Raw genomic sequence first — 26,000 nt, 5'->3', positions numbered from 1 at the left:
GCGGGAGCGCGGCGCCGCCTACGGCGACTGGCCGGTAATACGTACTCCGGTTACGTAGGTCTACGGATGCGTCGCCCCTGTTCGCTTCGATTGGCTTGCCGGACGCCGGAGGGGCCGTCTCGCGTGCCCGCTGTGCCGTCGGGGTTCCCGACGTGCCGGAGGGAGGCTTCGTGGGGAGGCGCCGGACCGATTGTCAGTGGCTGCCGCTAGCGTTCCGCACATGGTCGCACTTGGGCCGGGATTCCCCGGCTGAACTGTGCTTTCTTCGTGTGGATCTGACGCTAGGGGCTGGGGTTAGTGGGTTGGCTGTCGGCGGGCGACGGGTACGAAGTCGCTCTTGTGGAGGGGCGGGTGGCCGCTCGGGCCACCTCGGGCAGGGCTGCGGGACGGCAGTTGAAGTCGCTGCCGAAGGCGCTGAAGGACCACCCCGAGGTGGACCGGCTGCGCCGGTTCGCCGAGTGGCTGGATCGACACGCGACGGCATGCGTCGAACAGGTGGACGCCTGGATGGTGTCGTCACTGCCCGTACCCACCGGTCTGCTGGCCCGGGTGTGGCCGGACGAGGCGTGGCAGGCCGCGCTGCGCGACCTCGCGGTGGTCGGTGACGACCCGGACGATGTCGGCTTCCTGCGGGGCGCCACGGACGCCGGCGAACTGCGCGTGGTGAACCTGGACGGTGAGACGGTCCGCCTCTCCCCGCGCACGGTGACGCTGCCGCACCCGGTGCTGCTGCCGGACCTCGACGACATCCGGGAGTTCGCGGCGGAGCTCGGCATCGTCCAGCGCGTCGAGCAGATACACCGGGCCACCTGGCGGCGACCGGACGACCTGGCCGCCAAGGCCACCCAGGTGCGGGAGTTCACCGGCGGCCAGTACCGCTCCCGCTTCGCTCTCGCCGCGCGCGCCACCTCCCTGGGGTACCGCGTCTCCGGCGGTCATGCCACCGCCCGGGTCCGGGACGGCGGGCGCACCGTCGAGGCCTGCGTGTGGATCGGAGAACCGTACTGGGACGCCGAGGTGGAGACCGGCGGTCTCACCTGGCAGGACCAGAACGGCCGCGCCCTGCCGCTCGGCGAGGTGGGCCCGGTGGCGTGGTCGGAGGGAATGCGGATGGCCGCGGCACTGTACGCCGGGCGCGTGATCGAGGAGGGCAAGGACGCATGAGCGGGGGGACACGGGTGTCGTACGAGGACGTGCTGGCCGCGGGCGGGGTGCTGCCGCCGGACACCGAGGACGCCGGGGAGCGGGCGGTACCGCTGACCGCGCGGACGTACCGTCATCCGGGCCTGGAGGACCGGGTGGTGGTGCGGCTGGTCGCCGGGGAGCTGGGCGCGGCGGAGGATCTGGCCGCCGGGTTCCTCGGCCTGGAGCAGGACGCGGAGCCGGCCGTCGTGGGGCTGGGGCTGAGGCAGTCGCTGGGCTTCCCCGAGTGGGTGCTGGTGCACCACCCGGCGGACGGGCACCACGCGCTGGGCATCGTGCCGGACCTGGAGCGGGCCGCACGGCAGGCGAAGTCGAAGCCCAAGACGGCCATGGACGCCTATCTGGAGCTCGGCGAGCGGCTGGCGGCGTCGGTGCCGCACTTCCTGCCGACCTTCTTCGAGCAGGCCGGACGGGTCTTCCTCGCCGAGGAGAACGCCACCTACGCGGCCCAGTTGTTCACCCGCGCCCGCAAGGCCGAGGCGGAGCACGGGCTGGTCGTGGAGGAGGACCGGCTGGACGCAGTGTTCCTGGAGTTCGCGCTGGCCGGCGCGCTCCCGGTGAAGGTGCTGTCGGCGTACGCGAAGGAGCTGGCCGCGCGGGTCCCGGCCGAGGAGGCGCTGCGGCGCTTCACCAAGCTGTGCCTGCGCCGCACGGCGGGCGGTCTGCCGCCCTCGGCGCAGATGGCGAACGACCTGCGGCGGCTGGCTCGGGCGGCCGGCCGGGACGCGGGCCTGACCGAGCAGGACTATCTGGCCGAGCTGCTGGCCCTGCCGTCCACGGCGCGTGCCGCCGCGGGCTGGTGGAAGGGGCACCGTGCGGCGCTGGTGGCGCTGGCGGCGCGGGCACCCGAGGTGCGGGGCACCCTGCTGGACATGCTCCCCGCGTCCCACGACGACGAGATGCCCGCGATGTGGCTGGACATGCTGGAGGCCTCCGGCGCCACGGCCGGGCTGTGGGACGACTCCCTGCCCGAGGACCAGCGTCCGCACGACGGCACGGCGGGCTGGCTGGAGCGTTTCCTGACCTACCGGGAGCGGGCCCGGTCCTGGCGCGGCTCCACCCGGATGCCCGAGCTGTATCCGCTGGTCGAGCGGACGGCGGACCGGCTCCGCGCCGAACTGGCCACTGCCGGACGTGAGGTGCGGGTCACGCACGACGTCGATCTGATGGATCTGCTGCTGTCCCTGGACGTGCCCGTGGCCGCCCCGGCGAAGAACGGGTCGCTGCCGCTGGAGCAGTGGGCCCCGGGCGAGGGGCACCGCGAGCTGCTGTCGCTGGCCGCCGACGCCCGTTTCCACGAGGCGTTCCGCCGCGGCGCGGACCGGTTCGGCGACGACGACTCGGGGCGACGCGCCATCCGGGTGCTGGCCGCCTCGCCGGGCGGGCGACCGCTCCTGGCCGAGTGGGTGCGCGGGGTCGTCCGGCAGTTCGCCGCCGTGGGGCTGCCCCAGCTGCCCGACGCGCTCGCCCGGCTGAAGTGGCTGCCCGCCGAGGCGCTGGCGCTCGCCGAGGACGAGGTGCGCTCCGCCGTCTCCACCGACCTGGCCCCGGTGCTCACACGCACCCTGCGTGCCGGCCTCTTCGACGAACTCGGCTGGCCCGCCTGGGAGGACGCGACCACCACGCTCGTCCCGAAGAACGACGTCGAGGACATCATCGTCGCCGACGCCTGGCCGCACCTGGTCGTGGCGGGCGCCGCCCAGGCCCGCGTCATCGGCGCGGAGGGCACCCTCCTCACCCACGACCTGCGCATCCCCGCGGACGACAAGTGGGGCGACCCGGGCTTCCACCACGTGGACGGCGAGCTGCTGGTCTACTGGCGCTCCCGCGACAACGGCCTGCGCGGCTACTGGCACACCCGGGCCGACAGCCCCCAGAGCATGGAGGGCCCGGGCGGCACCCGGGGCACCGAGATGGACTGGTACAAGGCCGACCTGAGGCTCACCCTGCCCCTGCCGGGCGGCGGCCGGGCCACCGGCGCGGGTGTGCTGCACGCCGGGGACACGACGGTCCCCGGCGAGCGATGGCTGCTCTTCGACGGCGCCTCGTACTGGGTCTGGCACGCGGAGGGGGAGCGGGAGACCCACGGGTTCTACGAGTACGACCCGGCGACGGACAAGCGCGGGCGCATGAGCATGCCCGCCTTCCTCGCCGACGCGTTGCGCGACGCCCCCGAGGGCAGCGTCTACGACAGCGGCTGGCTCGGCCCCTCCCCGACCGTCGGCCACGCACCGGCCTCGGCCCCCGTGGACGGCGTGGTCGGCATCCGCACAATCCAGCTGCCCGACGGCTCCTGGCGCTCCCAGGACCTCGCCGGACACACCGTCACCCTGCCCGCCGGCCGGGGCAGGCCATCCGCGCTCGTCGTCTTCCCGGGCGACGACCGGGCCCGCGCCGTCGTCCGCAACGGCTGGCAGCTGGAGATCGTCGACCACGACGGCGTGGTCACCTCCGTCGCGAAGACGGACCGCACCCCGGGCATCTACGGCGAGGGCACCCTGCTGCTGCCTCCGGTGCAGTTCTGGGAGTGCATGACACCGCGCGACCCAGAGGGCTCCGCCGCGCTGCGCCGCATCGACGCGGCCACGTCGACGGCCCTGCTGGCCGCCGCCCAGAAGGACAAGGACGCGCTGCCCGACGCGATCCGCGCGCTGCTGCCGGTCACACACGACGCCCTCGTGGCGGGCATCGCCGGCATCGTCCGCCACGCCGCCGGCCAGCAGGCCGTCCTCGACGCCGCGGCGACCCGGCTCACCCGGGCGCTCGACGAGGGAGTGGACGAGCTGGAGGGGCCCGCGGGCCCCGCGGACACCGTCCTCCAGGGCGCGCTGAGCGGCCTCGGCCAGTCGGCGAACCACTGGTGGAACCGCGACGAGGAGGCCGACACCGTCTTCCGTTCGCTGCGTACGCTGAGCAGGGCCGCCGGACTCCTCCCCGCCGGCACCGCCCCGCAGGCACCGGCCGTACGCCTCCACCTCGACGGGCCCGAACTGCCCACCGGGCAGCCGGATCTGTGGTCGCTGGCCGACCGCACGAGCGCCGTCGTCCTCCGCGCCACGGCCGCCACCACCTCGCCGGAGCACCGGGAGGCGCTGCGCACCCTGCTCGACCGGTTCGAGACGCTGGGGCTGGGGGTCGGGGCCCATGCCGAGCGGTGGCGCGGGGTGATCGTGAGCCTGCCAGCCGACCAGCTGCGCACCACGTCGGGCGAGTGGCGATCGGGCTCGTGGAACGGTGTGCTGCCGCTGGGCGGCGACGCCTTCCTCGCGATCGTGGGACGCCTGTCCCTGAACGACAACGGCGCCGTCTTCACCGCCTTCTTCCACGACCCGGCGGAGCGCTTCGAGGTTCCTGAGCCGTACACGCTGCGCGAGGCCTGCCGGGTGACCGGGGCGAGGCACGCGGTCCGGCTCGGGGCGTTCCTCGCGGAGCTGGACGCGCGCGGTCCCGCCCCCTGGTTCCCGGAGGCCGCCGAGGAGTTCGCGCGTCGCACCGGTGTCACCGAGACGATGGCCCGGCTGATCGTCGCAGGCCTTCCCCAGGTCGACGCCTACCAGCGCACGTTCCTCTCCACGGAGGCACGCAACGCCATCGGTGTGAAGCTGGCACCCGCCGCCGTCGCCAAGGACGAACTGCGCGGCATCGACGGCGACATCCGCGCCGCGGTGGTGGCCGCGCTGCTGCCCGCCGACCCGGCCCGGCTGTGGACCGACGGGCCCGACGTGGCGGCCGCGGCCGAGGTCTGGAACAGCAAGGTGGGCAGGCGCACGGCCGTTCCCGAGGAACTGCTCGCGGACGCGAACCGCGCCGTCAAGCACTCCCCGTGGGAGCTCCGCGGCGCCCTGCCCGCCCTGCTGCACCCGGCCGGTGAACCCCGGCTCACCCGGGACCTGGAATGGGCCGTCAAGGGCGACCGGGTCCGGCCCGTCGACGACGGCGCGGTCGGGTTCACGGCGGACACCCTCGTCGGCTCGGTCGGCCTGGCCGCCTGGCTCGCCCACCGGCTGCCCGCCGGCGACCCGCTGCGGGCCGCGCTGCCCGCCGCGCTCACCGCCGTGCGCGAGCGGCTCGCGCACCCCGGGCTCGTCCTGGACCTCGACAGGTACGTCGGCCTGCCGCAGTTCCGCAAGACCGCCGGCCCCCCGACCGAGGTCGGCGAGGGCTTCGAGCGCTACGGCGCCGTCGTCCTGGCCACCCACGACGACCAGCCGTCGCCCGGCATCCGGGTGGCGCTGCTCGACGAGGCCGGCCACGACCCGTACCTGCCCGCGCTGCGCGTCGACGACCAGCGGCCCTACGCCGCCGAGGTGGCACTGCGCCTGGCCCGTTCCGCCCCGTACGCCGCGTTGCTGGCCGACCCGGGCGACCCCGCGGCGGGCGAGCGCGGCAAGGACGGCACCTGGTGGCCGCAGGACCCGAGCCGTTCGGTGCCCGAGCTGGTGACGGATGTGGCGAAGGAGTACGGCATCGGTGAGGACGCCGCCACGCTCTATCTGATGCTGCTCGCCATGCCCGACCCGACGGACCGGACGACGGCCCGCTGGACGGGTTGGAAGCCGGCCCGGCTCAAGGCGGCCCGTGCCGAACTGGCCGGGGGCGAGCTGGTGGTGGAGGCCAGCCGCGCCAGGGCCGGGCGTTCGCTCTTCCTGCCGGGCGCGTGGGTCGACCCGAAGGCCCCGCGGCTGCCGCTGGAGCGGTGGAAGCTGCCGCTGTTCGAGGGCCTGATGACCGACGAGCACGCCACGTTCGGCGTGATCGTGCCGGCCGAGCCGGCCGCCGAGCTGTACCGCAGGGCCTGGCAGCGGATCCAGGACGGCGACATCCCCCGGTTCGAGGAACTGAAGGTACGGCGGGGCCGCCGCCGCTGAACGGACGGCGGGGGCGCCCGGACCGCGAGCAGTCGGTCCGGGCGCCCCGGCCACCGGGCGCCCCGGCCTCGCGTCACCCCGCGAGACCGGCAGACGCGCCTGCCACCGCCCCACAACCGACCACCGACCACCGACCACCGACCACCGACTGACCAACTGCCCTACTGAGCAAGGACGTTCATGACCTCGACCGACACGGCGACGGCCCTTCCGGCCCGGCAGATCCTGCCCGCCGAGGAGCGCCACGCCACCGAACTCGACTTCCTCGCCGCCCATGACGAGGGCCCGCGCCCGCCCGGCTGGCGCCTGACCCCGCGTGCCGTGGTCACCTTCGTCTGCGGCAGCGGCGGCGAGGCGCTGAAGCTGCCCAAGCCGCATGAGACGCTGCCGGACCAGCTGGTCATCGCACCCAAGTTCGTCGGCGAACGCGCCCTGGTCGAGCGGTGCGTGGTCACTCTCGCCGGGGAGCGCGGCCTGCTGCTCGTCGGCGAGCCCGGCACCGCCAAGTCGATGCTCTCCGAGCTGCTGTCGGCCGCCGTGTGCGGCACCAGCGCGCTCACCGTGCAGGGCACCGCCGGCACCACCGAGGACGCCTTCCGCTACGGCTGGAACTACGCCCTGCTGCTCGCCCAGGGCCCGACCCCGCAGGCGCTGGTCGACTCGCCGGTGCTCGGCGCGATGCGCTCCGGCCGGGTGGCGCGGGTCGAGGAGATCACCCGCTGTCTGCCCGAGGTGCAGGACGCGCTGGTGTCGATCCTGTCCGACCGCCGGGTGAGCGTGCCCGAGCTGTCCGGCACGGACGACGCCCAGGTCGCGGCCGCGCCCGGGTTCACGGTCATCGCCACGGCCAACCTGCGCGACCGGGGTGTCTCGGAGATGTCCGCCGCGCTCAAGCGCCGCTTCAACTTCGAGACCGTGCACCCCATCGCCGACGTCGACGCCGAGACGGCGCTGGTCAGGCGGCAGGCGGAGGCGGCGGTGCAGCGGGCGGGCGCGGCCTTCGGCGTGGACGACGCGGTGCTCGACGTGCTGGTCACCGTCTTCCGTGATCTGCGCGTGGGGCGTTCCGCCGAGGGCTGGGACGTGGAGCGTCCGGGCACGGTGATGTCCACCGCCGAGGCGGTGTCGGTGGCTGCCTCGCTCGGGGTGGCCGCCGCCTATCTGCCCGGTGGGGACGCGCTCGACCTCGTCCCCGGGCATCTGCTGGGCGTGGTCCGCAAGGACGACCCGGCCGACCACGCCCGGCTGCTCGGCTACTGGGACGGCCCGGTGCGCCGTCGCGCCGAGGACGGCTCGGCGATGTGGCGCCGCCTCTGGGACCTGCGGGAGAACCTTCGGTGACGACCACTCAGGACCCGCGGGCCGCCGTCACGGCCCTCGCCGACTCTGCGGTGCCGTATCTGCTGGGGGTACGGCACCACAGCCCGGCCCTGGCCGCGGCCGTGCCCGCCCTGCTGGACGCCTCCGGCGCCGACGTCGTCTGCGTGGAGCTGCCGGCCGACTTCCAGCACTGGCTTCCCCATCTCGCCGCCCCGGGCACCCTGGCGCCGGTCGCCCTGGCCGGGGCGAGCGAGGGTGGCCGCCTCGGTTTCTACCCGTTCGCCGACTTCTCCCCCGAACTCGCCGCCCTCCGCTGGGCCCGGGAACGGGGGAAGGAAGTGGTGTGCTGTGACCTGCCGATGGCGCATCCGGCGTGGAGCGCGGACCGGGCGGAGGTGAACCCTGCCGAGCCTGGGCCGACGGAGGAGGACCGTCCGGCAGTGAACCCGGCCGGACCCGGGGCGACCGAGGAGGACCGTCCGGCGGTGAACCCGGCCGGCGCCGGGCCGACGGACGCGGACCGTCCGGCGACGGCCGCGGACGCCCCGAGGACGACGGCCCTCGTCTCGCCGACCGCCTTCGCGGCGGCGCTCACCGCCGCCGGCACCGGTCGGGACGGTGACGACCTGTGGGACCGGTGCGTGGAGGTGCTCGCTCCCGGCTGCACGCCGGAGGCGATCCGTCGCGCGGCTCTCGGCGTGGGGTGGGCGTTGCGTCGCGACGCCGAGTCGGCGGGTGGTGTGCCGTCGGTCGACCTGGCGCGTGAGGCGCACATGCGCGACACGATCGCCCACGCCGCCGCGGGCGGACGCCGGGTCGCGGCCGTGATCGGCGCCTTCCACGCCCCGGCGCTGACGGACCCGGCCGACGGGGGCACCGACCCGGCCGACGGGGAGGAGGGAGCCGGGACCGCCGGCGCGGAGACGGCCGCGACGGGCGTCCCGACGGCCGCTCCGGCCGCACCCGCCGCGGACGGCACCGCGGCCGGGGCCCGGGGAGCGGGCCTCGTCGGGGAGCACCCGCCGGTCGTCACCTCGCTCGTCCCATACGCCTTCGACCTGCTGGACTCCCGCTCCGGGTATCCGGCGGGCATCCGTGACCCGCGCTGGCAGCAGGCGGTGTTCACAGCCGGGGGTGACCCCGAGCACCTGCACGGCGCCGCCGCGCGGGCGATCACCGATGTGTGCCGGGAGCTGCGCGCGGCCGGGCACACCGCGGGCACGGGCGAGGCCACCGAGACCCTGCGGATGACGGGCGACCTGGCCAGTCTCCGGGGGCTCGCGGCCCCCGGCCGGGGCGAGGTCCTGGAGGCGCTGACGACGGTGATGGGCCAGGGCGAGCCGCTCGGCCGTGGTCGCGCCCTCGCCCGCGCGCTCGAAGTGGTGCTGGTCGGCACCGACCGGGGCCGGATCGCACCGGGCACCCCGCGTTCGGGTCTCGGCCCCTCCGTGGAGGCGGAACTGGCCGCGCTGCGGCTGCCCGGCCCGGAGGACCCCGCCTCGCGCGAACTCCGGCTCGACCCGCTGCGCTCCGCCCTCGACGGCCGCCGCGAGATCCTGCTCCAGCGTCTCGCGGTGTGCGGTGCGGGCTACGGCGAGTCCGTGGAGGTGGCAGGCACGGGCGACGGCACGGCGCTCACCACCCGGTGGCGGGTGTCGTGGAGCCCGGCGGTGCCCGTCCGGCTCGACCTGGCCGGGATACGCGGGGTGACCGCGGCCCTGGCCGCCGAGGGCACGCTGCGGGAGACATTCCGGCGGGAGTCGGCGGACGGCGGGCCCACCTGCGCCCTGGTCCTCGCCGGGCTCCGGGCGGCGGCCCGCTGCGACCTGCCCGCGCTGGTCGCCGACCGGCTGGCGGACGCAGCCGCCGTGCTTCCGGCCGCCGCCACCCTGCCCGAACTGCTGGAAGCGCTCGACCTGTTGGAGGCGTTGCGCCGGGGCCATCTGCCCGGCACCACGCCCGAGGGCAGGTCGTCGGCCGCCGACCTGGCCGTGGACCTCCTGGAGGCGGCGGTCCGCGCGCTGCCCGGTCTCGCGGGCAGCGACGAGCCGGAGGACGCGGCCGCGCTCGTCGCACTCGCCGCCCGGGCCGGTGAACACCGCCTCGGTCTGCGCATGGACGACGCCCTGGGCACGCTCGCCCGCTCCGGTTCCCCGCTGATCCAGGGGGCCGCCCTCGCCGCCCGGGTCCTGCTCGACCTGGACGGCGCCGACACCGTCGGGGCGCGTGCGGCCGGGTGGATCGACACGGCCACCGGTCCCGACAGCCGCCTCGGGCTCGCCCGTCGCCTCACCGGGCTGCTCAGCGGCGCGGCCCCGCTGCTGCAGTCCGCGCCGACCGCGCTGGACCCGCTGCTCGACCGCATCGACACGCTGACGGACCAGGGGTTCCTGGACCGGCTGCCCGCCCTGCGCGGCGGCTTCGACACGCTCACCCCGGCCGGTCGCGACCGGCTGCTCGGTACGGTCACCGAACGCCTCGGCGACCGCCTCGATCTGTCCCTCACCGCCTCCCCGGAGCTCCTCGCGCTGTGGACGGCGGCGGACACGGCCGGCCTGACCGCGGTCGGCTCCCTCCGGCTGTCGCTCGGCACGGCCCCGGCGGAGTCCCCCGAGAGCACCGCCGCCGCGCGGCCCCCGGCGGCCGAGGCCGGGCCGCGGACCTCCACCGCCGTCCCGGTCACCCGGACGGCACCCGAGGCCGGGCCGTGGGCCGACACCACCCGCGCCCGGTCCGCGACCGAGGCCACCCGCGCTCCCGTGCCCGCCGGCACGCCCCGCTCCGACGGCCGGGCGCCGGTCTCCCCGCTCCACCTCTCCCCCACCGACCGCTGGCGGCTGCTCCTCGGGCGGGAGAGCGAGAAGCTCCCGCAGGACGCCCGGCGTTACGCACACGCCCTGGACGAGTTGTACGGCACCGGCCGGGGCGAGGGCTCCTCGGACCTCGGCCGGGGCGCGCCGGGTCAGGGCGGGAGTCAGGATGCGTCCTTCCCCACGGCGCGGGAGTGGGGCGAGGAACTGGACGCCCTGTTCGGCGCCGAGGTCCGTGAGGAGGTGCTGGCCCGGGCCGCCGACCGGGGCCGTACGGACGTACTGGCCGAGCTGGACCCCAAGGCCGTCCGCCCGTCGGTCGATCTGCTGACCTCCGTGCTGAGCCTCGCCGGCGGTATGCCCGAACAGCAACTGGCCAGACTGCGCCCGCTGGTACGGCGGCTGGTCGACGAACTGGCCAAGGAGCTCGCCACCCGGATGCGCCCCGCGCTCACCGGCCTGGCCACCCCGCGCCCGACCCGTCGCCCCGGCGGCCGCCTCGACCTGCCACGCACCCTGCGGGCCAACCTGGCGAGCACCCACCGTACGGCGGACGGCCGGACCCAGGTCGTACCAGAGCGGCCGGTGTTCAGCACCCGGTCCCGCAAGGAGGCGGACTGGCGGCTGATCCTGGTCGTCGACGTGTCCGGGTCGATGGAGGCCTCCGTCATCTGGTCGGCGCTGACCGCTGCCGTCCTGGGCGGCGTGCCCACGCTGTCGACGCACTTCCTGGCGTTCTCGACCGAGGTGATCGACCTGACCGACCGGGTGGACGACCCCTTGTCGCTGCTGCTGGAGGTCCGGGTCGGCGGCGGCACGCACATCGCGGCGGGGCTCGCGCACGCCCGTTCCCTGGTGACCGTGCCCAGCCGGACCCTCGTCGTCGTCGTGAGCGACTTCGAGGAGGGCTACTCGCTGGGCGGGCTCCTGGGAGAGGTACGGGCCCTCGCGAGTTCCGGGGTGCACCTGATGGGCTGTGCCGCCCTCGACGACACGGGCACGCCCCGCTACTCGGTGCCCGTCGCCCAGCAGCTCGTCGCGGCCGGCATGCCGGTCGCCGCCCTCAGTCCCCTCGCCCTCGCCCGCTGGGTGGGGGACCGCCTCCGCGGAGAGAACCGATGAACGCCGAACTGCCCCCGGTGGCACCCGACGTGGTGGCCACCGCCGTCGAGAGCCTGACCTCCCGGCTGCGCAAGAAGCTGGACGCCGCGGTCGAGACGTACGCGGCTCTGCCCGTCACGGTCGACGGCGGTGCCGTGCGCGTCCGGTGCGGCGAGGACGCCGAGGTCACGCTGACGCCCGGCCCCTCGGGCGCGGTGACCGACGCCGAGCGGGCGGTGTGCAGTTGCCTGCTGGCACCCCGCTGTCTGCACCGCGCCGCCGTCCTGAGCGCCTGCCCGGTGGCCGACGCCGAGGCCAGGCCCGCGACGGCGACCGAGCCGGAGGCCGGGCCGTCGGGCCCGGCGGGCGAAGCCGGTTCGGCGGCGGGCGAGGGACCCGTCCCCGCCGGAGCGGACGCGTCACCCGGAGCCGACGCGTCGTCCCCCGGAACGGACGGCTCCTCCCCGGGCACCACCACCGCTGCCGACGCGACAGCACCGGCCAAAACCGACGCCAGCGGCGGCAGCGGCGTGGGTATCACCGGCACCACCGGCCCCGCCAACCCCACCGGCAAGACCGGAGACCTCGGCGACGGCGGCAAGGCGCCCACCCCCGCCCAGGTCGCCGCCGCGGCCGGTCTCTGGGCGGCCACCGCGGCCGTGCTCGCCGCCGGGGTCCCGGCGGCGGGAGCCGTGCCGCAGGCGGAGTTGCTGCGGGCCGCGCACACCGCCCGGCTCGCCGGACTGCACCGCGCCGAGGCGGCGGCCCTGCGCGTCGTACGCGGACTGCGCGGGGCCCGCGCCCGGCACGACGGCCACCGGCTGGCCGACCTCGTCGCCGACGTGCGCGAACTGCTGCTCACCACCGGCCAGTTGTCGGCGGCCGACCCCGACCCCGCCCTCGTCGGCACGGCGCGGCGCGCCTACCGGCCGGGCGGCAGTCTGCGGGTGCACGGGGTGTGCCGGGAACCGGTGATCTCGGCCACCGGGTACGGCGGTGTCGTCACCCATCTCGTCTCCGACGACGGGAGCTGGTACTCGATCGCCGACGTCAAGCCGGGCGGTCCGGCCCGCGCCAAGGGTGCCGCCCGGGCCCCGGTCGCCCTCGGCTCCGGGACCCTCGACCACGCCCAGCTCTCCCGTGGCGGACTGCTGATCTCGGGCGCCACCGTCTCGCCGGACGGCCGCCTCGGCTCCGGCAAGGGCGTGCGCGCCACTCCCCTCGCCGGTCTCTCCTGGACGTCGGGCCCGCTCGCCGCCCTGTTCGCACGTCCCCTGGCGGAGGCGGTCGCGGAACGGCTCAGGAGCGGCCCCGGCGCCGACCCCGAGCAGGTGCAGCAGGAGGCGCGCAGACCGATCGGCTGCGACCTCGTCCTCGTCGGCGCGGCGGGCGACCATCTCTACGCCCGCGAGGTGTCCGGCTCCGGGGAGTCGGCCGAGGGTGGTCTCCTCGTCCGGCTGACCCCGGCAGGCGGCCACCCCGATCTCGCCCACACCGCCAACTTCCGCCAGCTGGCCGCCCGTCCCGGGCTGCGGATACGGGTGCTCGGACGCCTGGAACCGGACCGGGCCGCGACCCTCCGCCCGCTCGCGATCGGCCCGGTCCCGGGCACGGAGGAGACCCTGCGGCTGCCGGACGAGTGGCAGGGCCACGCCGATATGGGCTACGACCGCCTCCAGGGCGCGCACTTCCCACCGCCCGACGCCCTGTCGGCGGTCGACGGTCCCGGCGGGGTTCCGGCCGACCCGCTCGCCGAGGCGCCGCTGTGGCGGCTGCGCCGCCTGGTCGAGGTCGCCGTCTCCGGGGGCCGCCGCGCGGTCGCCGAGCCGGCTCGGGACGGCGACCGCGACGGAGGGGGCGCGGCTCTGCGGCGCAGCGGGTTCCGGGCGGGTGCCGCCCTGGCGGCCGCGCTGGCCACGGAGGCGGACCGCCGCTCCCGGGATGTCTTCGGCCGCATCACCGACCCCGACCCGGACCGCTACGCCCGCGCGTGGCTGGCCACCGCGATCTACCTGACCGGTACCGAACGCGCCCTGATCCAGTCCACGTGGCGGCCCCCGTCGCACACCGCCTGACGCCCCTCGGCTGTTCGCCCCGCGTCAGACCCGCCTCGGTTGCAGATAGCGCGCCAGCAGGTCGTCCAGGCTGACCAGGCCGGTGAGGCGACCCGTGGTGTCGTGGACGACGGCGAGCGTGGCGCGGTGTCGGCGCAGGACGTCGATCGCGTCGGCCACGGTCGCGTCGTGCCCCAGCACGGGTACGGGCCGGGCGAGGGCCCGGGCCGTGACCGCGCGGCCCCTCGTCCGGGCGACCAGGGCGTCACGGGCGTGGACGGAGCCGAGGACCATGTCGTCCGAGGCGCGGACGAGGAGGCGGGTGCGGTCGTGGTCGGCGGCGGCCCGGAGGACGGCCTCGGCGTCGGCGTCCGCGTCCACCGAGGTGATCTCGGCGGCCGGGACCGCGAGGTCGCGCACCGGGGTCTCGGGCTCCGTCAGCGAACGCGTGATCAGCTCGGAGTCGGCCGCGCTGATCAGGCCGAGACGCTACGACTCCTCGACGAGGTGGGTGAGCTGCTCGCGGTTGTGGACGGACGCGAGTTCGTCGCGCGGGGTGACCCGGCACAGTCGTACCAGGGCGTTGCTGACCCGGTTGAGCAGCCCGATCAGCGGGCGGACGGTGCGAACCACGGCCCGGAAGGGCGGGGACAACAGCATCGCGGATCGCTCGGGGTGGGCGATGGCCCAGGACTTGGGGGCCATCTCGCCGACGACCATGTGCAGGAACACCACGACGACCATGGCGACCACGAAGGCCACACCGTAGCTGAGGGCGCTGGGCAGGCCCAGGTCGTGCAGCAGGGGGTCGAGTTCATGGGAGATGGCGGGCTTGGAGACGGCGCCCAGGCCCAGGGTGCAGACGGTGATGCCGAGTTGGGCGCCGGCGAGCATCAGGGACAGTTCCCGCATGCCGGCCAGGGCGGCGTGGGCGCCACGCCGGCCCGAGGCGGCGGCCTGCTCCACACGATGGCGTCGGGCGGCGACGAGCGCGAACTCGGCGGCGACGAAGAAGCCGCTCCCGATCAGCAGCAGGACGGTGACGAAGAGGGCCATGGGGAAGCTCATGCCTGTTCCTCCTCGCGCTCGCGCGCGGGCAGCCGCTCCAGACGGACCGTGTCCGGTACGTGGCGGTCGAGGGTGCGTACGTCGATGACCGCGCTCTCCCCGTCGGGCAGGTCGACGGGGAGCCGGTCGCCGATGGCCGGGAAGCGGCCGAGTCGGTCCACGACCAGGCCGGCGACGGTGTCGTAGTCCTCCTCCTCGGGCAGGGCGACACCGGTGGCGTCGGCGACCTCGTCGAGGCGGCGCCCGGCGTCCACCAGCCAGCCGGTCCCGTCGGAGACGGCGAGTTCGACGACGGTGTCGGACTCGTCGGCGATGTCGCCCACGAGTTCCTCGGCGATGTCCTCGTACGTGACGATGCCGGCGACCCCGCCGTGTTCGTCCAGGACGACGGCGAACTCGTCGTCGCGCTCCCGCATCCGGGTCACGGCGTCCGGCAGCGGCAGGGTGTCCGGCAGCAGCAGCGGGCGACGTGCGAGGGCGCCCGCGGTGGTGGCGGTGAGGGGCTGCGCGGGCAGCCGCTCGGGGACTGCGAGCGCGAGGTTCTTCGGGGCCAGCTCGCCGAAGACCATCTGGACGACGGTGGCCGCGACGAAGGCCACGACCACGGAGATGCCGCCGACCGCGCCGTCGGGGACACCGACGCCGGTCAGGGCGGGTTCGAGGAGGGCGGAGACGGACAGCTCGGCGACGAAGCCGACGATCAGGCCGGTGACGGTGATGCCGAGCTGGGCGCCGGAGAGCATGAACGACAGCCGCTCCAGCACCTTCAGGGCCCGGGCCGCCCTCCGGTCGCCCGCCTCCGCCTCACGGGCGAGGGCGAGCCGGTCGGCGGAGACGTAGGCGAACTCCTGGGCGACGAAATAGCCGGTACCGGCGGTGAGGACCAGCACGGCCGGCACGCCGAGCACGGCGCTGAGGACGCTCATCGACGAGACCTCGCGGAGTCGGCAGGCGTGCTTCTCGGCTCCGAGCGTCCGCTCAGCGGATCCAACGGCCTGGTCGGGGAATCCGCCTGCTCGGGGAATCCGAGTGCCTGCTCGGGGGATCCGAGGGTCTGCTCGGAGGGTCCGTCGGTCTGGCGGACAAGGGCTTGCTCCTTCGATCGGCGTGCGACTCGTGAACGATTCCGACCCGGATCCTCGTTCCCGATCGCGATCACCCCGTCGCTGGCGCGGTGCCGCCCGCCGCCTCAGGCCTCCCTGGCTCTGACCAGCCCCTTCTCATAGGCGATCACGACGGCCTGGGCACGGTCGCGCAGCTGGAGCTTGGCGAAGATACGGGCCACGTGCGACTTCACGGTGGCCTCGCTCAGGAACAACTCGGCCGCCAGTTCCGTGTTGGACAGGCCGCGGCCGAGGAGGGTCAGGACCTCGAGTTCGCGGGGGGTCAGCACCTGGAGGTCGGCGGAGACCACGGGCGGCCCGGCGGCTTCCGTGGCGAAGCGTTCCACCAGTCGTCGGGTGATGGAGGGGGCCAGCAGCGCGTCGCCGGTGTCGACCAGGCGTACGGCGGCCGCGAGGTGCTGCGGGGTGACGTCCTTCAGCAGGAAGCCGCTGGCGCCGATCGACAGGGCCGCGTAGACATAGCGGTCGAGGTCGAACGTGGTGAGCATCAGCACCCGGCACTCCGGCTTCGCGGTCAGGATGCGTCGGGTGGCCTCCAGCCCGTCCATGTTCGGCATCCGGATGTCCATCAGCACGACGTCCGGTGCCAGTTCGCGGGCCATCGCCACCGCTTCCGCGCCGTCGGAGGCCTCGCCCACCACCTCGATGCCCCGGGCGGTGAGGATCAGCCGGAACCCGGTCCGGATCAGCGTCTGGTCGTCGACCACGAGCACGCGCGGCGCGGCCTCCGTCCCGGCCGGCGTCACGGTCGGTCCAGCGGGATGCGGGCGCGGACCCGGTAGCCACCGCCGAGGCGGCGCCGGGCGTCCAGGTCGCCGCCGTACACCGCGACACGCTCACGCAGGCCCAGCAGTCCGCGCCCGGTGCCGCGCGGGTGGCGCGGTGCGGGACGCGTGGGGGGCGACGGGGCGGGGGCGGCGCCGGTCAGCACGCTGGGGCCGGTGTTCAGCACCTCCACGCGCAGCGCGCGGTCGGCGTAGCGCACGGTGACCTCGGCGCTGCCGCCGTCACCGTGTCTGAGCGCGTTGGTCAGTGCCTCCTGGACGATCCGGTACGCGGTCACGTCGATGCCCTGCGGCAAGGGACGGGGTTCGCCGGAGATCCGTACCTCGACAGGCAGTCCGGCGAACGAGACCCGGTCGACGAGCGGCCCCAGCCGGTCGAGCCCGGGCTGGGGCGTCAGCTCCGCCAACTCCGGCCACTCCCCTCGCTCCACGCGCCCCACTCCGTCCACAGCCCCGCCCTTCGCCCCACGGCCGGGCCCGACCCGACCCCCGGCCGCGACCCGGGACTCGGCCCCCGCGACTGCCTCCGCACTCACACGAGCACCCGCACCCGCACCCGCCACGTCCTCTTCCCGGTCCGCACCCTTCTGCGTGCCCAACGCCTCCCGCGCGTCCGGGCCCTCCGCCGGCTCCTCCCCGTTCTGCGACGGCGCCAGCAGCCCCAGCAGATGCCGTAGGTCGGTCATCGCGCCGCGGCCCGCGTCCTCGACGGCCCGCAGGGCCGCCACCGCCTCGTCCGGCATGGTGCCCAGCACCTCGCGCGCCGCACCCGCCTGGACCACCATGAGGCTGACGTTGTGGCTGACGATGTCGTGCAACTCCCGTGCGATACGGTCGCGTTCGGCCGCGATCGCGGCCCGAGCGGCGCTCTCCCGCTCCCGTTCGAGCAACCAGCCGCGCTCCCCCAGCGCCCTCCGCCACCGGCGCCGGGTGCGCACCAGGGCCACCGCGAGACCCCCCGCGACCGCCGTCACCACCCCCAGCGCCGCCACCGGCCCGTTCATCCCCCACTCCCACATGGGGTTCACCATCGCAGAACGGCCGGCCGCCGCGCATCCGCCCCCGGATGCGGTCCCCTGCATCTGCGGGATGAGGCGCGGGCCACGGTGCCCTCCAGGGAGGGATGTCCTGGCGGCGCCACTCGCCTAGCGTCCGGTGCATGGTCACCGAGGAGAACGAGAACAACAGCGCGGAGGCCGTCGTACGACTCGACGGTGTGCGCAAGGAGTACGGGGAGACGACGGCTCTGGACGGGGTGTCGCTGGAGATCCGGGCCGGTGAGGCGGTCGCGGTGATGGGTCCGTCGGGGTGCGGCAAGTCCACGCTGCTGAACATGATCGCCGGACTGGACCGTCCGTCGGACGGCACCGTGGTGGTGCACGGCGAGAACGTGGGGGAACTGAGCGAGAAGGGGCTCGCCCTGTACCGGCGGCGCCGCATCGGCATGATCTTCCAGTTCTTCAACCTCATCGACGACCTGTCGGCGCTCGACAACGTGGCTCTGGCGGCCCAGTTGACGGGCACGCCGGCCCGGCAGGCCCGCCGTCGCGCGCTGGAGCTGTTCGACGAGCTCGGCATCGCCGAGCGGCGCCATGCGTATCCGGCGGTGCTCAGCGGCGGTGAGCGGCAACGGGTCGCCGTGGCACGGGCGTTGATGAACCGCCCGGCGCTGCTGCTGGCGGACGAGCCGACCGGGGCGCTGGACAGCCGCGCCGGGGAGCAGGTGATGGACCTGCTGCTCGACCTCAACCAGATCGGTCAGACGCTGATCATGGTGACGCACGACGAGCGTCTCGCCCGGCGCTGCGCCAGCCGGCTGGTCGAGCTCGCCGACGGCCGGGTGCGCGGCGAACACACCCTGGAGCCGTCCGCATGAGGGCCGTGTGGCGGGCCGCGCGTGCGGCGGTACGGCGGCGCAGGCTCCAGACGCTGGTGATCGCGCTGGTCACGCTGACCTCGACGACGGCGATCGTGGTGGCGCTCGGGCTGGTCGACGCGGCCTCGTCGCCGTTCGACAAGGCCTTCGCGCAGCAGCGTGGGCCGCATGTGGTCGCCGCCTTCGACCGCGCGAAGGTCGCGAACGGTGAACTGAAGCGGGCGGCCCGGCAGTCCGGGGTCGCGGCGACCGCGGGTCCCTTCCCCCAGGCCACCGTCGAGCTGCCGAGAGCGGTCATGAACTACGGCATCAGCAGTGAACTCACCGTCGTGGGCCGGCCCGGCCCCGGGGGGCCGGTGGACCGGTTGGACCTGTGGGCGGGCCGCTGGGCCACCGGGCCCGGCGAGGTCGTCCTCAACCGGCAGTCCGACTGGACGGCGGACGACCTGGGCAAGAAGCTGCGGGTGCCCTCCGGGCCCGTACTCACCATCGTCGGCTTCGCCTTCGATCTGAGCCGCACCGCCGACGCCTGGGTCGCCCCGGGGCAGATCGAGGCCCTGCACCCGACGGACACGCAGGTGCTGTTCCGCTTCACGGACGCCTCGTCGGACCGTGTGCTGCGCTCCCGACTCGCCGCGGTGACGGAGGAGTTGCCGTCGGGCGCGCTCGCCGGCTCCCGGTCGTACCTCACCCTCAAGGACAAGACAGGCAGTGCGGCGCGGGCGTACGCGCCCTATCTGCTCGCCTTCGGGGTCCTCGGCGTCCTCGTGGCCGTGCTCATCGTCGCCAACGTGGTCAGCGGCGCGGTGATCTCCGGCTTCCGGCACATCGGCATCCTCAAGGCGCTGGGGTTCACCCCGGGGCAGGTGGTGTCCGTCTACCTCGTGATGATCTCCGTCCCGGCCGTGCTGGGCTGTGTCCTCGGGACGGTGGCCGGCAATCTCGCGGCACGGCCCCTGCTGCGGTTCGCGTTCACGGGCCCGGACGCGGGGGTGTTCCACGACACCGTCTCGCTCGCTCCCTGGGTCAGTGTCCTCGCTCTGGCCGGGATGCCGGCCCTGTGCCTCCTCGCCGCGCTCGCGCCCTCGGTGCGCGCCCACCGGCTGTCCGCCGCGCGGGCGATCAGCGCGGGCAGCGCACCGCGCGCCGGCCGGGCGCTCGGGGTCCAGCGCCGGCTGGCGGGCAGCCGACTGCCGCGCTCGGTGAGCCTCGGGCTGGGCCTGCCGTTCGCCCGGCCCGGCCGCAGCGCCCTCACGCTCGCCGCCGTGGTCCTCGGTGTGACCACCGTGACGTTCGCGACCGGTCTGGCCACGACGATGGACCGGGTGGGCAACGCGGGTCGCGACGCCTACCAGGTCACGGTCTACGTGGGGCAGTACCGCGACGGCAAGGAGATCGAGCCGGTCCACGACGACCTGGCCCTGCACGCCCTGCTGCGCTCGCTGCCGGACGCCCGCGAGGTCACCGCCAGGGCCGACACCGAGGTCCGGCTCGCGGGGTCCACGGAGAAGCTGTGGCTCGAAGCGCGTCGCGGCGACCGCCCCGTGATGGGCAGCGTGCTCACCGAGGGCCGGTGGCTGCGGGGCACCGGTGAGGTGGTGGCGGGATCGGCCTTCCTGCGCGGCCACGGTCTGGGCGTCGGCGACCGCATCCGGATCGAGCAGGGGGATCGGGGCGCGGACGTGGTCGTCGTCGGGGAGTACATGGAGACGAACGCCCGTGCCGTCGTCACGGACTGGGCGACCATGCGGGCAGTGGCTCCGGAGGAGAAACCCATCGCCTACCACGTCAAGCTCCGCGACGGGGCCGACGCGGGAGCCTACGCCCGCGCCGCCGAAGCCGCGGATCCGGGGCTCAGTCCGTCGGCGACCGGCGCCAACTCCGCCACCCGGACCATCATCGGCTCCGCCACCGCGCTCACCCTCCTGCTCGCCGTCGTCGCGTCGCTGGGCGTCTTCAACACCGTCGTCCTGAACACCCGCGACCGTCGCCGCGACCTCGGCATGCTCAAGTCCATCGGCATGACACCACGCCAGGTCACGGCGATGACGGTGGCCTCGATGGCGCTGCTCGGCGCCCTCGGCTCGCTCCTGGGCATCCCGTTCGGCATGGCGGGCCACCAGCTGGTCGTTCCGCGGATGGCGGACGCGGTGGACATGACTCTGCCGTCGTACACGACGGACGTCTGGAGCGCCCCGACCCTGGCCGCGCCCGCTCTCGCGGGCGTCCTGATCGCCGTCCTGGGCGCCTACGTACCGGCCCGCCGCGCGGCCGGGCTGACGATCGCGCAGGTGCTGCACAACGAATGACTGACGCGCTCGCCGGGTGAGCCCGCGGGGGCGCACGATCGCGCTCGCGGTTGAGCTGCGCGTTCGACCGCTGCGGCACCTCACCCCGTCGATTAGAACAGTCGTCATAGCTCCGTGTACTGTCCTCCTATAACGATCGCCATAGGAGGCAGTCATGACCGTCATCACCGTGAACACCCCGCAGGGCCGTCTGAGCCTCGAAGAGCGTCGGACGCTGGCCGAGACCCTGACGGACGCGGTCCTCGTGCCCGAGGTCGGACAGTTCGCCCCGGCCGCGCGGGCCGGCTTCCAGGTCCACTTCGTGGAGCGGGCCGCCGACATGATGGCGATCGGCGGGCGGCTACTGGTGGACGCCGAGCAGGCGGCCGACGTCATGGTGGTCGATGTGACCGTGATGGACGGCGACTGGCGTCGAGAGGTCCGGGCCGAGGTCGTCGAACGGATCCTGGCCGCGCTGGCCGAGGCGTGCGGTGTCACACAGCCCTCGCCGTCGTGGTGGGTCACCTTCCGGGTCGTCGACGAAGGCAGCTGGGGCTCCGGCGGCGGGGTGCTGTCAGTCCTCTCCCTGCTCGACAGCGGAGTGTTCACACGGGAGAAGGCCGAGGCGATCCGCACGGCCCTCGGCGCCTGAGAAACCCGAGGACCCTGCCTCGGCCCCCGCGTCCCGGCCCGCGCACGCGCCCCGACGCTCACCCGGTCCTCAGCCTCGCCCGCACCTCGGCCCACGCCCACGCCTGACGCTCGCCCCGGCCCTCACCCCCACCCTCGCCCCGCCCCCCTCAGCCAGCCGGCAGGGCGCGGCTCAGGATGGTGTCGAGGTCGGCGGAGCCCGGGAGGGTGCCGTAGGCGTGCCCCCAGTCGCCGCCGAGCCGGGTAGCGCAGAAGGCGTCCGCGATCGCGCCCGGCGCGTGCCGGACCAGCAGGGACGCCTGGAGGGTGAGGGCCATGCGCTCCACCAGCCGCCGGGCACCCGCCTGGTCGGCCACGCGCACCGCGTCCTTCAGCCCGGCGGCGGCCGTGTCGAGCCGGGCGTCCGCGCCCCGGGCCAGGGCGAGTTCGGCGAACAGCGCCTCCGCGGTGTCGGGGTCGCGGGTCAACGCCCGCAGCACGTCGAGGGCGTTGACGTTGCCCGAGCCCTCCCAGATGGACAGCAGCGGCGCCTCACGGTAGTGCCGGGGCATGCCCGAGTCCTCCACATAGCCGTTGCCGCCCAGGCACTCCAGCGCCTCGGCCGCGAAGGCCGGGCCGCGCTTGGTCACCCAGTATTTGCCGACGGCGGTGGCGATCCGGCGGAGCCTCCGCTCACCCTCGTCCCCGCGCACCGCGCGGTCGGCGGCGCCGGCCAACCGCAGGGTGAGGGTCGTGGCCGCCTCGGACTCCAGCGCGAGGTCGGCCAGGACGTTGCGCATCAGCGGCTGGTCGAGCAGCCGCGCCCCGAAGGCGCTGCGGTGCCGCGCGTGGTGGCCCGCCTCGACGAGTGTCCTGCGCATCAGGGCCGCGGAACCCATCACACAGTCGAGGCGGGTGGAGTTGACCATCTCGATGATGGTCTTCACGCCCTGCCCCTCGGGCCCGACCCGCCAGGCGACGGTGCCGTCGAACTCGGGCTCCGAGGAGGCGTTGGAGCGGTTGCCGAGCTTGTCCTTGAGCCGCTGGATCCGGAAGGGGTTGCGGCTGCCGTCGGGCAGGACGCGCGGCACCAGGAAGCAGCTCAGCCCGCCGGGCGCCTGGGCCAGCACCAGGAACAGATCGCACATCGGCGCCGACGTGAACCACTTGTGCCCCCGCAGGGTGTACACCCCGGGCTCGGAACTCGGCGTGGCCGTCGTGGTGTTGGCCCGTACGTCGCTGCCGCCCTGCTTCTCGGTCATGCCCATCCCGGCGAGCAGCCCGGGCTTCTCGGTGGGCACCCGCAGGACCGGGTCGTACTCCCGTCCGGTCAGCAGCGGCTCGTACACGGCGGCCAGCTCCGGCTGCCGGCGCAGCGCGGGCACGACGGCGTACGTCATCGAGGTCGGGCAGGTGTGTCCGGCCTCCGTGTGCCCCCACACGAGGGCTCCCGCGATGCGCGCGACATGGGCGCCGGGCCGGTCGTCCGCCCAGGCAGCGCCCGCCAGGCCCGCACGCACGGCGGTCCGCATCAGGTGATGCCAGCCGGGGTGGAAGTCGACCTCGTCGATCCGGTTGCCGTAGCGGTCGTGGGTGCGCAGTTCCGGCTCGTACCGGTTGGCCTGTTCGGCCCATTCCTGCGCCTCGGCACCACCGGCGACCGTCCCGAGCCGCCGGACGTCCTTCTCGGCCCACTCCGCGCCCTCCCTGCGCAGCCCCTCCAGCAGGGCCGCGTCCTCGGAGGCGTCGTAGGGGACGAGCGGCGGAGGCTGGTTGGTGACGTCGTGGGTGGCGCCGGCGGGGCGCGGCCGCGTGTGCGCGAGTATCGAGACCATGCCGCGAGTATTACATTATTTCTACGGTCGCAGCTATGACGTAACAATGATCGAACGCCCCGTACAGTACGGGTCATGCAGACGAACGCGCCGGGGCGGCCCGCCGAGCTGGAACTGCGGCCGCTGTCCGCGCGGTCGGTGGTCCTGAGCCTGCTGCTGGGCATGCATCCACCCGAGCTGCCGGTGCGCGAACTGGTGCGCCACGTGGAGGCGTTCGGGGTCGCCGGGTCCACGCTGCGGGCCGCGCTCAGCCGGATGGTGGCGGCCGGGGACCTGCGGCGCTCGGACGCCGTGTACCGGCTCAGCGACCGGCTCCTGGAGCGTCAGCGACGCCAGGACGAGTCGGTGCACCCCGAGACCCGGCCGTGGCGGGGCGACTGGGAGATGGTCGTGGTCACCGCGACCGGCCGGAGCCCCGCCGAGCGCGCCGATCTGCGCGCGCGGCTGACGGCGCTGCGGCTCGCCGAGCTGCGGGAGGGCGTCTGGCTCCGCCCGGCCAATCTGCGGCACACCCGGCCGCCGGACCTCGGCCCCACGGTCCAGCACTTCGACAGCCGCCCCGAGCAGCCCGCGGGGGACCTGGCCGCGAGCCTGTGGCCGCTGGACGACTGGGCGGGCACCGCAGAGGTGCTGCTCGGCCACATCGAGCGGACCCGCGAGCCCGCGGACCGCTTCACCGCGCTCGCGGCGGCCGTACGCCATCTGCTCGCCGACCCCGTCCTGCCGGCCGAACTGCTTCCGGCGAACTGGCCGGGACCCGCATTGCGGGCCGCGTACACCACCTACCGACGGGACCTTGTCGAGACGGTGCTTGGACGGGCGGACTGAGCCCGGCTTCCCTCAGGGCCGCTGCACGACCGCCCCGGCGACCAGCGCCTCCAACTGCTCCCCCACCCGGTCGAGCGGCTGGATGTCGCGCTTGGCACGGCACATGGCGATGGCTCCCTCGACCGAGGCCACGACGAGCGCGGCGAGGCCGGAGGCCCGCTCCGGGTCGACACCGTGGTCGCGCAGCGAGTCGGCGAGCAGGCGCTCCCAGCCGTCGAAGGCCTCGGCGGCGGCGGTGAGGGCCGACGGGATCTCGTCGGCCGGGGGCTCCTCCACGGACACGGCGAGCACGGGGCAGCCGGCACGGAACTCGCTGTCGAGGACGACGCCGCGCCACAGGGCCAGGAACGCGCGCAGCCCGGCGACGGGGCCCGCCTCCAGCGCCTTGCCCAGTCTGCGGGCGATGGCCGCGTCGGCGTAGCGCACGGCCTCGGTGGCCAGTTGCCCCTTGCCCTCGGGGAAGTAGTGGTAGGTCGAGCCGAGGGGCGCCCGGGCGTGCTTGGCCAGGTTCCGGATGCTCGCGGCGTTCAGCCCGCGCCTGCTGATCAGATCGGCCGCCCCGGCCACGATGCGTTCCCGGGACGGTGTGCCCTCCTGCGCCAAGACGTGCTCCCCTCTGGCTATATCGCTCGTCATAGTCTAGCGTGACCTCCGCTTATAACGATCGTCATAGATCTGGTCACGGCCGCTGTCAGGGACCGTGCGCAGGTCTTCGATCCATCCCGACGCCCCGACTCCCGAAGGGACTTCGCCATGCCGATGATCCGGCTCACCGCCCCGACCGGCTCACTGACCGAGGCGGGCCGCGAGAAGGTCCAGCGCGAACTCGCCGCCGTGCTGCTGCGCTGGGAGGGCGCGCCCGACACCGCGTTCTTCCGCGCCCAGGCGTGGAGCTACCTGGTCGAGCTGCCCGCAGGGGCGCAGACCACGGCCGAGGACGACGCGCCGCGCCATCTCGTGGAGGTGACCGTTCCGCAGGGGGCGCTGTCCGAGCGGCGCCGGGCCGGGCTGGTCGAGGACGCGACCAGGACCGTCCTCGAAGCCGCCGGGCTGCCCCCGGCCGAGGCCCCGCGGGTGTGGGTGCTGGTGCACGAGCAGCCCGACGGCACCTGGGGCGCCGGCGGCTCCGTCGTCCGCTTCGCCGACCTCGTGGCCCTGGCGAAGGGCCGGCGGACCGATGCGTGAACTGACCTACGTGGCCCGCCGCACCGTCGAGTGGCGCGAGACCCCCGACCCGCGCCTGCGCTCCGACGCGGAGGCGATCGTCGCCCCGGTGGCCGCCACCCCGTGCGACGTGGACTCCGCGATCCTCGCCGGTCACGGTTTCATCGAGCCGCCGTTCGCCCTGGGACACGAATGCGTGGCCCGCGTCGTGGAGACCGGCGACGCCGTCACCACGGTGTCCCCCGGTGACCTGGTCGTCGTCCCCTGGTCCATCAACTGCGGAGCCTGCGACCACTGTCGGGCCGGGCTCACGGCCCACTGCACGGCCGTCCCGCACATGGCGATGTACGGGGCGCCGATCGGCGGCACCTGGGGCGGCCTCTTCTCCGACCTGGTCCGCGTGCCGTACGCGGACGCCATGCTGGTGCCCCTGCCCGCCGGACTCGACCCCGTCGCCATGGCCTCCGCGAGCGACAACTGGTCCCTGTCCTGGCGCCTGGTCGCACCCCACCTCGCGACCCGTCCCGGCGCCCGCGTCCTGGTCGTCGCCCGGGGCAGCATCGGTCTGTACGTGTGCGACATCGCCCGCGCGCTCGGCGCCTCCGACGTGCTGTACGTCGACCCCGACCCCGCGCACCGGCAGCTCGCCGAGGGCTTCGGCGCCCGTACCGCCGAGGCGGCCGAGCCCGTCCCGCACGGCTTCGACATCGCCGTCGAGGCCACCGGCCGTGTCGATCAGCTCGCCCTCGCGGTCAAGTCCCTCGCCCCGGAAGGCGTCTGCGAGTCCGCGGGCAACCACTTCCGCCCCGGCGAACTGCCCCTGCTCGACATGTACCTCACCGGCGTCACCCTGCGCGTCGCCCGCGACAACGTCCGCGCCCACATCCCCGACGCCCTCGCCCTGGCCGGCTCGGGGAAGGTCGACCCGGCGCGCGTCGTCTCGCACGTCCTCGACTGGGAGCAGCTTCCCGACGCGCTCCCCGAGAAGCACCTCAAGCCGGTCTTCGTCCGCGCCGCCACCTGATCCCCCTCCCCCTCCCCCGACC

General features: G+C 74.8%; 16 protein-coding genes and 1 pseudogene. 11 read left to right on the top strand and 6 right to left on the bottom strand.

Annotated elements, in window-relative coordinates:
- The first annotated feature begins 297 nt into the window (after positions 1–297).
- The 5 genes from ACZ52C_RS37255 to ACZ52C_RS37235 all read left to right on the top strand — a co-directional run bounded on the left by ACZ52C_RS37255 (position 298) and on the right by ACZ52C_RS37235 (position 13,377).
- Entirely contained in the window at positions 298–1,164 is an 867-nt protein-coding gene (locus ACZ52C_RS37255) for a DUF4132 domain-containing protein (protein WP_469078956.1), read from the top strand.
- Complete coding sequence (locus tag ACZ52C_RS37250; protein WP_469078955.1) at positions 1,161–6,071, top strand: DNA-binding protein; 4,911 nt, start codon at positions 1,161–1,163, stop codon at positions 6,069–6,071. Before ACZ52C_RS37255 ends, ACZ52C_RS37250 begins: the two co-directional genes overlap by 4 nt.
- Positions 6,072–6,251: 180 nt before the next feature.
- A complete protein-coding gene (locus tag ACZ52C_RS37245; RefSeq protein WP_469078954.1) occupies positions 6,252–7,412 on the top strand; it encodes an ATP-binding protein in 1,161 nt (386 codons plus the stop codon).
- Positions 7,409–11,323 carry a vWA domain-containing protein gene (locus ACZ52C_RS37240; protein ID WP_469078953.1) on the top strand — a complete coding sequence of 1,305 codons (3,915 nt, stop codon included), beginning with the start codon at positions 7,409–7,411 and terminating at the stop codon, positions 11,321–11,323. Before ACZ52C_RS37245 ends, ACZ52C_RS37240 begins: the two co-directional genes overlap by 4 nt.
- The gene (locus ACZ52C_RS37235; protein ID WP_469078952.1) at positions 11,320–13,377 is read left to right on the top strand and encodes a hypothetical protein; all 2,058 of its coding nucleotides are present in this window, start codon (positions 11,320–11,322) and stop codon (positions 13,375–13,377) included. Before ACZ52C_RS37240 ends, ACZ52C_RS37235 begins: the two co-directional genes overlap by 4 nt.
- Before the next feature lie 24 nt (positions 13,378–13,401).
- Here ACZ52C_RS37235 and ACZ52C_RS37230 read toward each other — a convergent pair.
- The 4 genes and pseudogenes from ACZ52C_RS37230 to ACZ52C_RS37215 all read right to left on the bottom strand — a co-directional run bounded on the left by ACZ52C_RS37230 (position 13,402) and on the right by ACZ52C_RS37215 (position 17,337).
- Positions 13,402–14,424, bottom strand: a pseudogene (locus tag ACZ52C_RS37230) (hemolysin family protein).
- Complete coding sequence (locus ACZ52C_RS37225; RefSeq protein WP_469078951.1) at positions 14,421–15,350, bottom strand: CNNM domain-containing protein; 930 nt, start codon at positions 15,348–15,350, stop codon at positions 14,421–14,423. Before ACZ52C_RS37225 ends, ACZ52C_RS37230 begins: the two are co-directional and overlap by 4 nt.
- A 263-nt stretch (positions 15,351–15,613) precedes the next feature.
- A complete protein-coding gene (locus ACZ52C_RS37220; protein ID WP_469078950.1) occupies positions 15,614–16,294 on the bottom strand; it encodes a response regulator in 681 nt (226 codons plus the stop codon).
- Positions 16,291–17,337 carry a sensor histidine kinase gene (locus ACZ52C_RS37215; RefSeq protein WP_469078949.1) on the bottom strand — a complete coding sequence of 349 codons (1,047 nt, stop codon included), beginning with the start codon at positions 17,335–17,337 and terminating at the stop codon, positions 16,291–16,293. Before ACZ52C_RS37215 ends, ACZ52C_RS37220 begins: the two co-directional genes overlap by 4 nt.
- Positions 17,338–17,492: 155 nt before the next feature.
- Here ACZ52C_RS37215 and ACZ52C_RS37210 point away from each other — a divergent pair, with 155 nt between their 5' ends.
- The 3 genes from ACZ52C_RS37210 to ACZ52C_RS37200 all read left to right on the top strand — a co-directional run bounded on the left by ACZ52C_RS37210 (position 17,493) and on the right by ACZ52C_RS37200 (position 21,149).
- Positions 17,493–18,209, top strand: a complete 717-nt coding sequence (locus ACZ52C_RS37210) for an ABC transporter ATP-binding protein (protein WP_469078948.1) — start codon at positions 17,493–17,495, stop codon at positions 18,207–18,209.
- A complete protein-coding gene (locus ACZ52C_RS37205) occupies positions 18,206–20,518 on the top strand; it encodes an ABC transporter permease (RefSeq protein WP_469078947.1) in 2,313 nt (770 codons plus the stop codon). The genes ACZ52C_RS37210 and ACZ52C_RS37205 overlap by 4 nt, the downstream gene beginning before the upstream one ends.
- A gap of 154 nt (positions 20,519–20,672) precedes the next feature.
- The gene (locus ACZ52C_RS37200; protein ID WP_469078946.1) at positions 20,673–21,149 is read left to right on the top strand and encodes a tautomerase family protein; all 477 of its coding nucleotides are present in this window, start codon (positions 20,673–20,675) and stop codon (positions 21,147–21,149) included.
- 148 nt (positions 21,150–21,297) lie between these two features.
- Here the strand turns inward: ACZ52C_RS37200 and ACZ52C_RS37195 are convergent, their stop codons facing one another.
- Entirely contained in the window at positions 21,298–22,962 is a 1,665-nt protein-coding gene (locus ACZ52C_RS37195) for an acyl-CoA dehydrogenase family protein (protein ID WP_469078945.1), read from the bottom strand.
- Positions 22,963–23,037: 75 nt separating this feature from the next.
- Here ACZ52C_RS37195 and ACZ52C_RS37190 point away from each other — a divergent pair, with 75 nt between their 5' ends.
- Positions 23,038–23,790 (top strand): PaaX family transcriptional regulator C-terminal domain-containing protein, encoded by a 753-nt coding sequence (locus ACZ52C_RS37190; protein ID WP_469078944.1) that lies wholly within the window; start codon positions 23,038–23,040, stop codon positions 23,788–23,790.
- A 12-nt stretch (positions 23,791–23,802) separates the two neighbouring features.
- Here the strand turns inward: ACZ52C_RS37190 and ACZ52C_RS37185 are convergent, their stop codons facing one another.
- Positions 23,803–24,426, bottom strand: a complete 624-nt coding sequence (locus ACZ52C_RS37185; RefSeq protein ID WP_469078943.1) for a TetR/AcrR family transcriptional regulator — start codon at positions 24,424–24,426, stop codon at positions 23,803–23,805.
- Between the two features lie 117 nt (positions 24,427–24,543).
- Between ACZ52C_RS37185 and ACZ52C_RS37180 the strand changes: the two genes are divergently transcribed.
- Together ACZ52C_RS37180 and ACZ52C_RS37175 are read left to right on the top strand one after the other, a co-directional pair.
- The gene (locus tag ACZ52C_RS37180) at positions 24,544–24,975 is read left to right on the top strand and encodes a tautomerase family protein (RefSeq protein WP_469078942.1); all 432 of its coding nucleotides are present in this window, start codon (positions 24,544–24,546) and stop codon (positions 24,973–24,975) included.
- Positions 24,968–25,978, top strand: a complete 1,011-nt coding sequence (locus tag ACZ52C_RS37175; RefSeq protein ID WP_469078941.1) for a zinc-dependent alcohol dehydrogenase — start codon at positions 24,968–24,970, stop codon at positions 25,976–25,978. The genes ACZ52C_RS37180 and ACZ52C_RS37175 overlap by 8 nt, the downstream gene beginning before the upstream one ends.
- The last annotated feature ends 22 nt before the right edge of the window (positions 25,979–26,000 follow it).

The sequence above is a fragment of the Streptomyces sp. NPDC034049 genome, from assembly GCF_055575575.1.
This window is presented reverse-complemented; position numbering and strand designations above follow the sequence as displayed.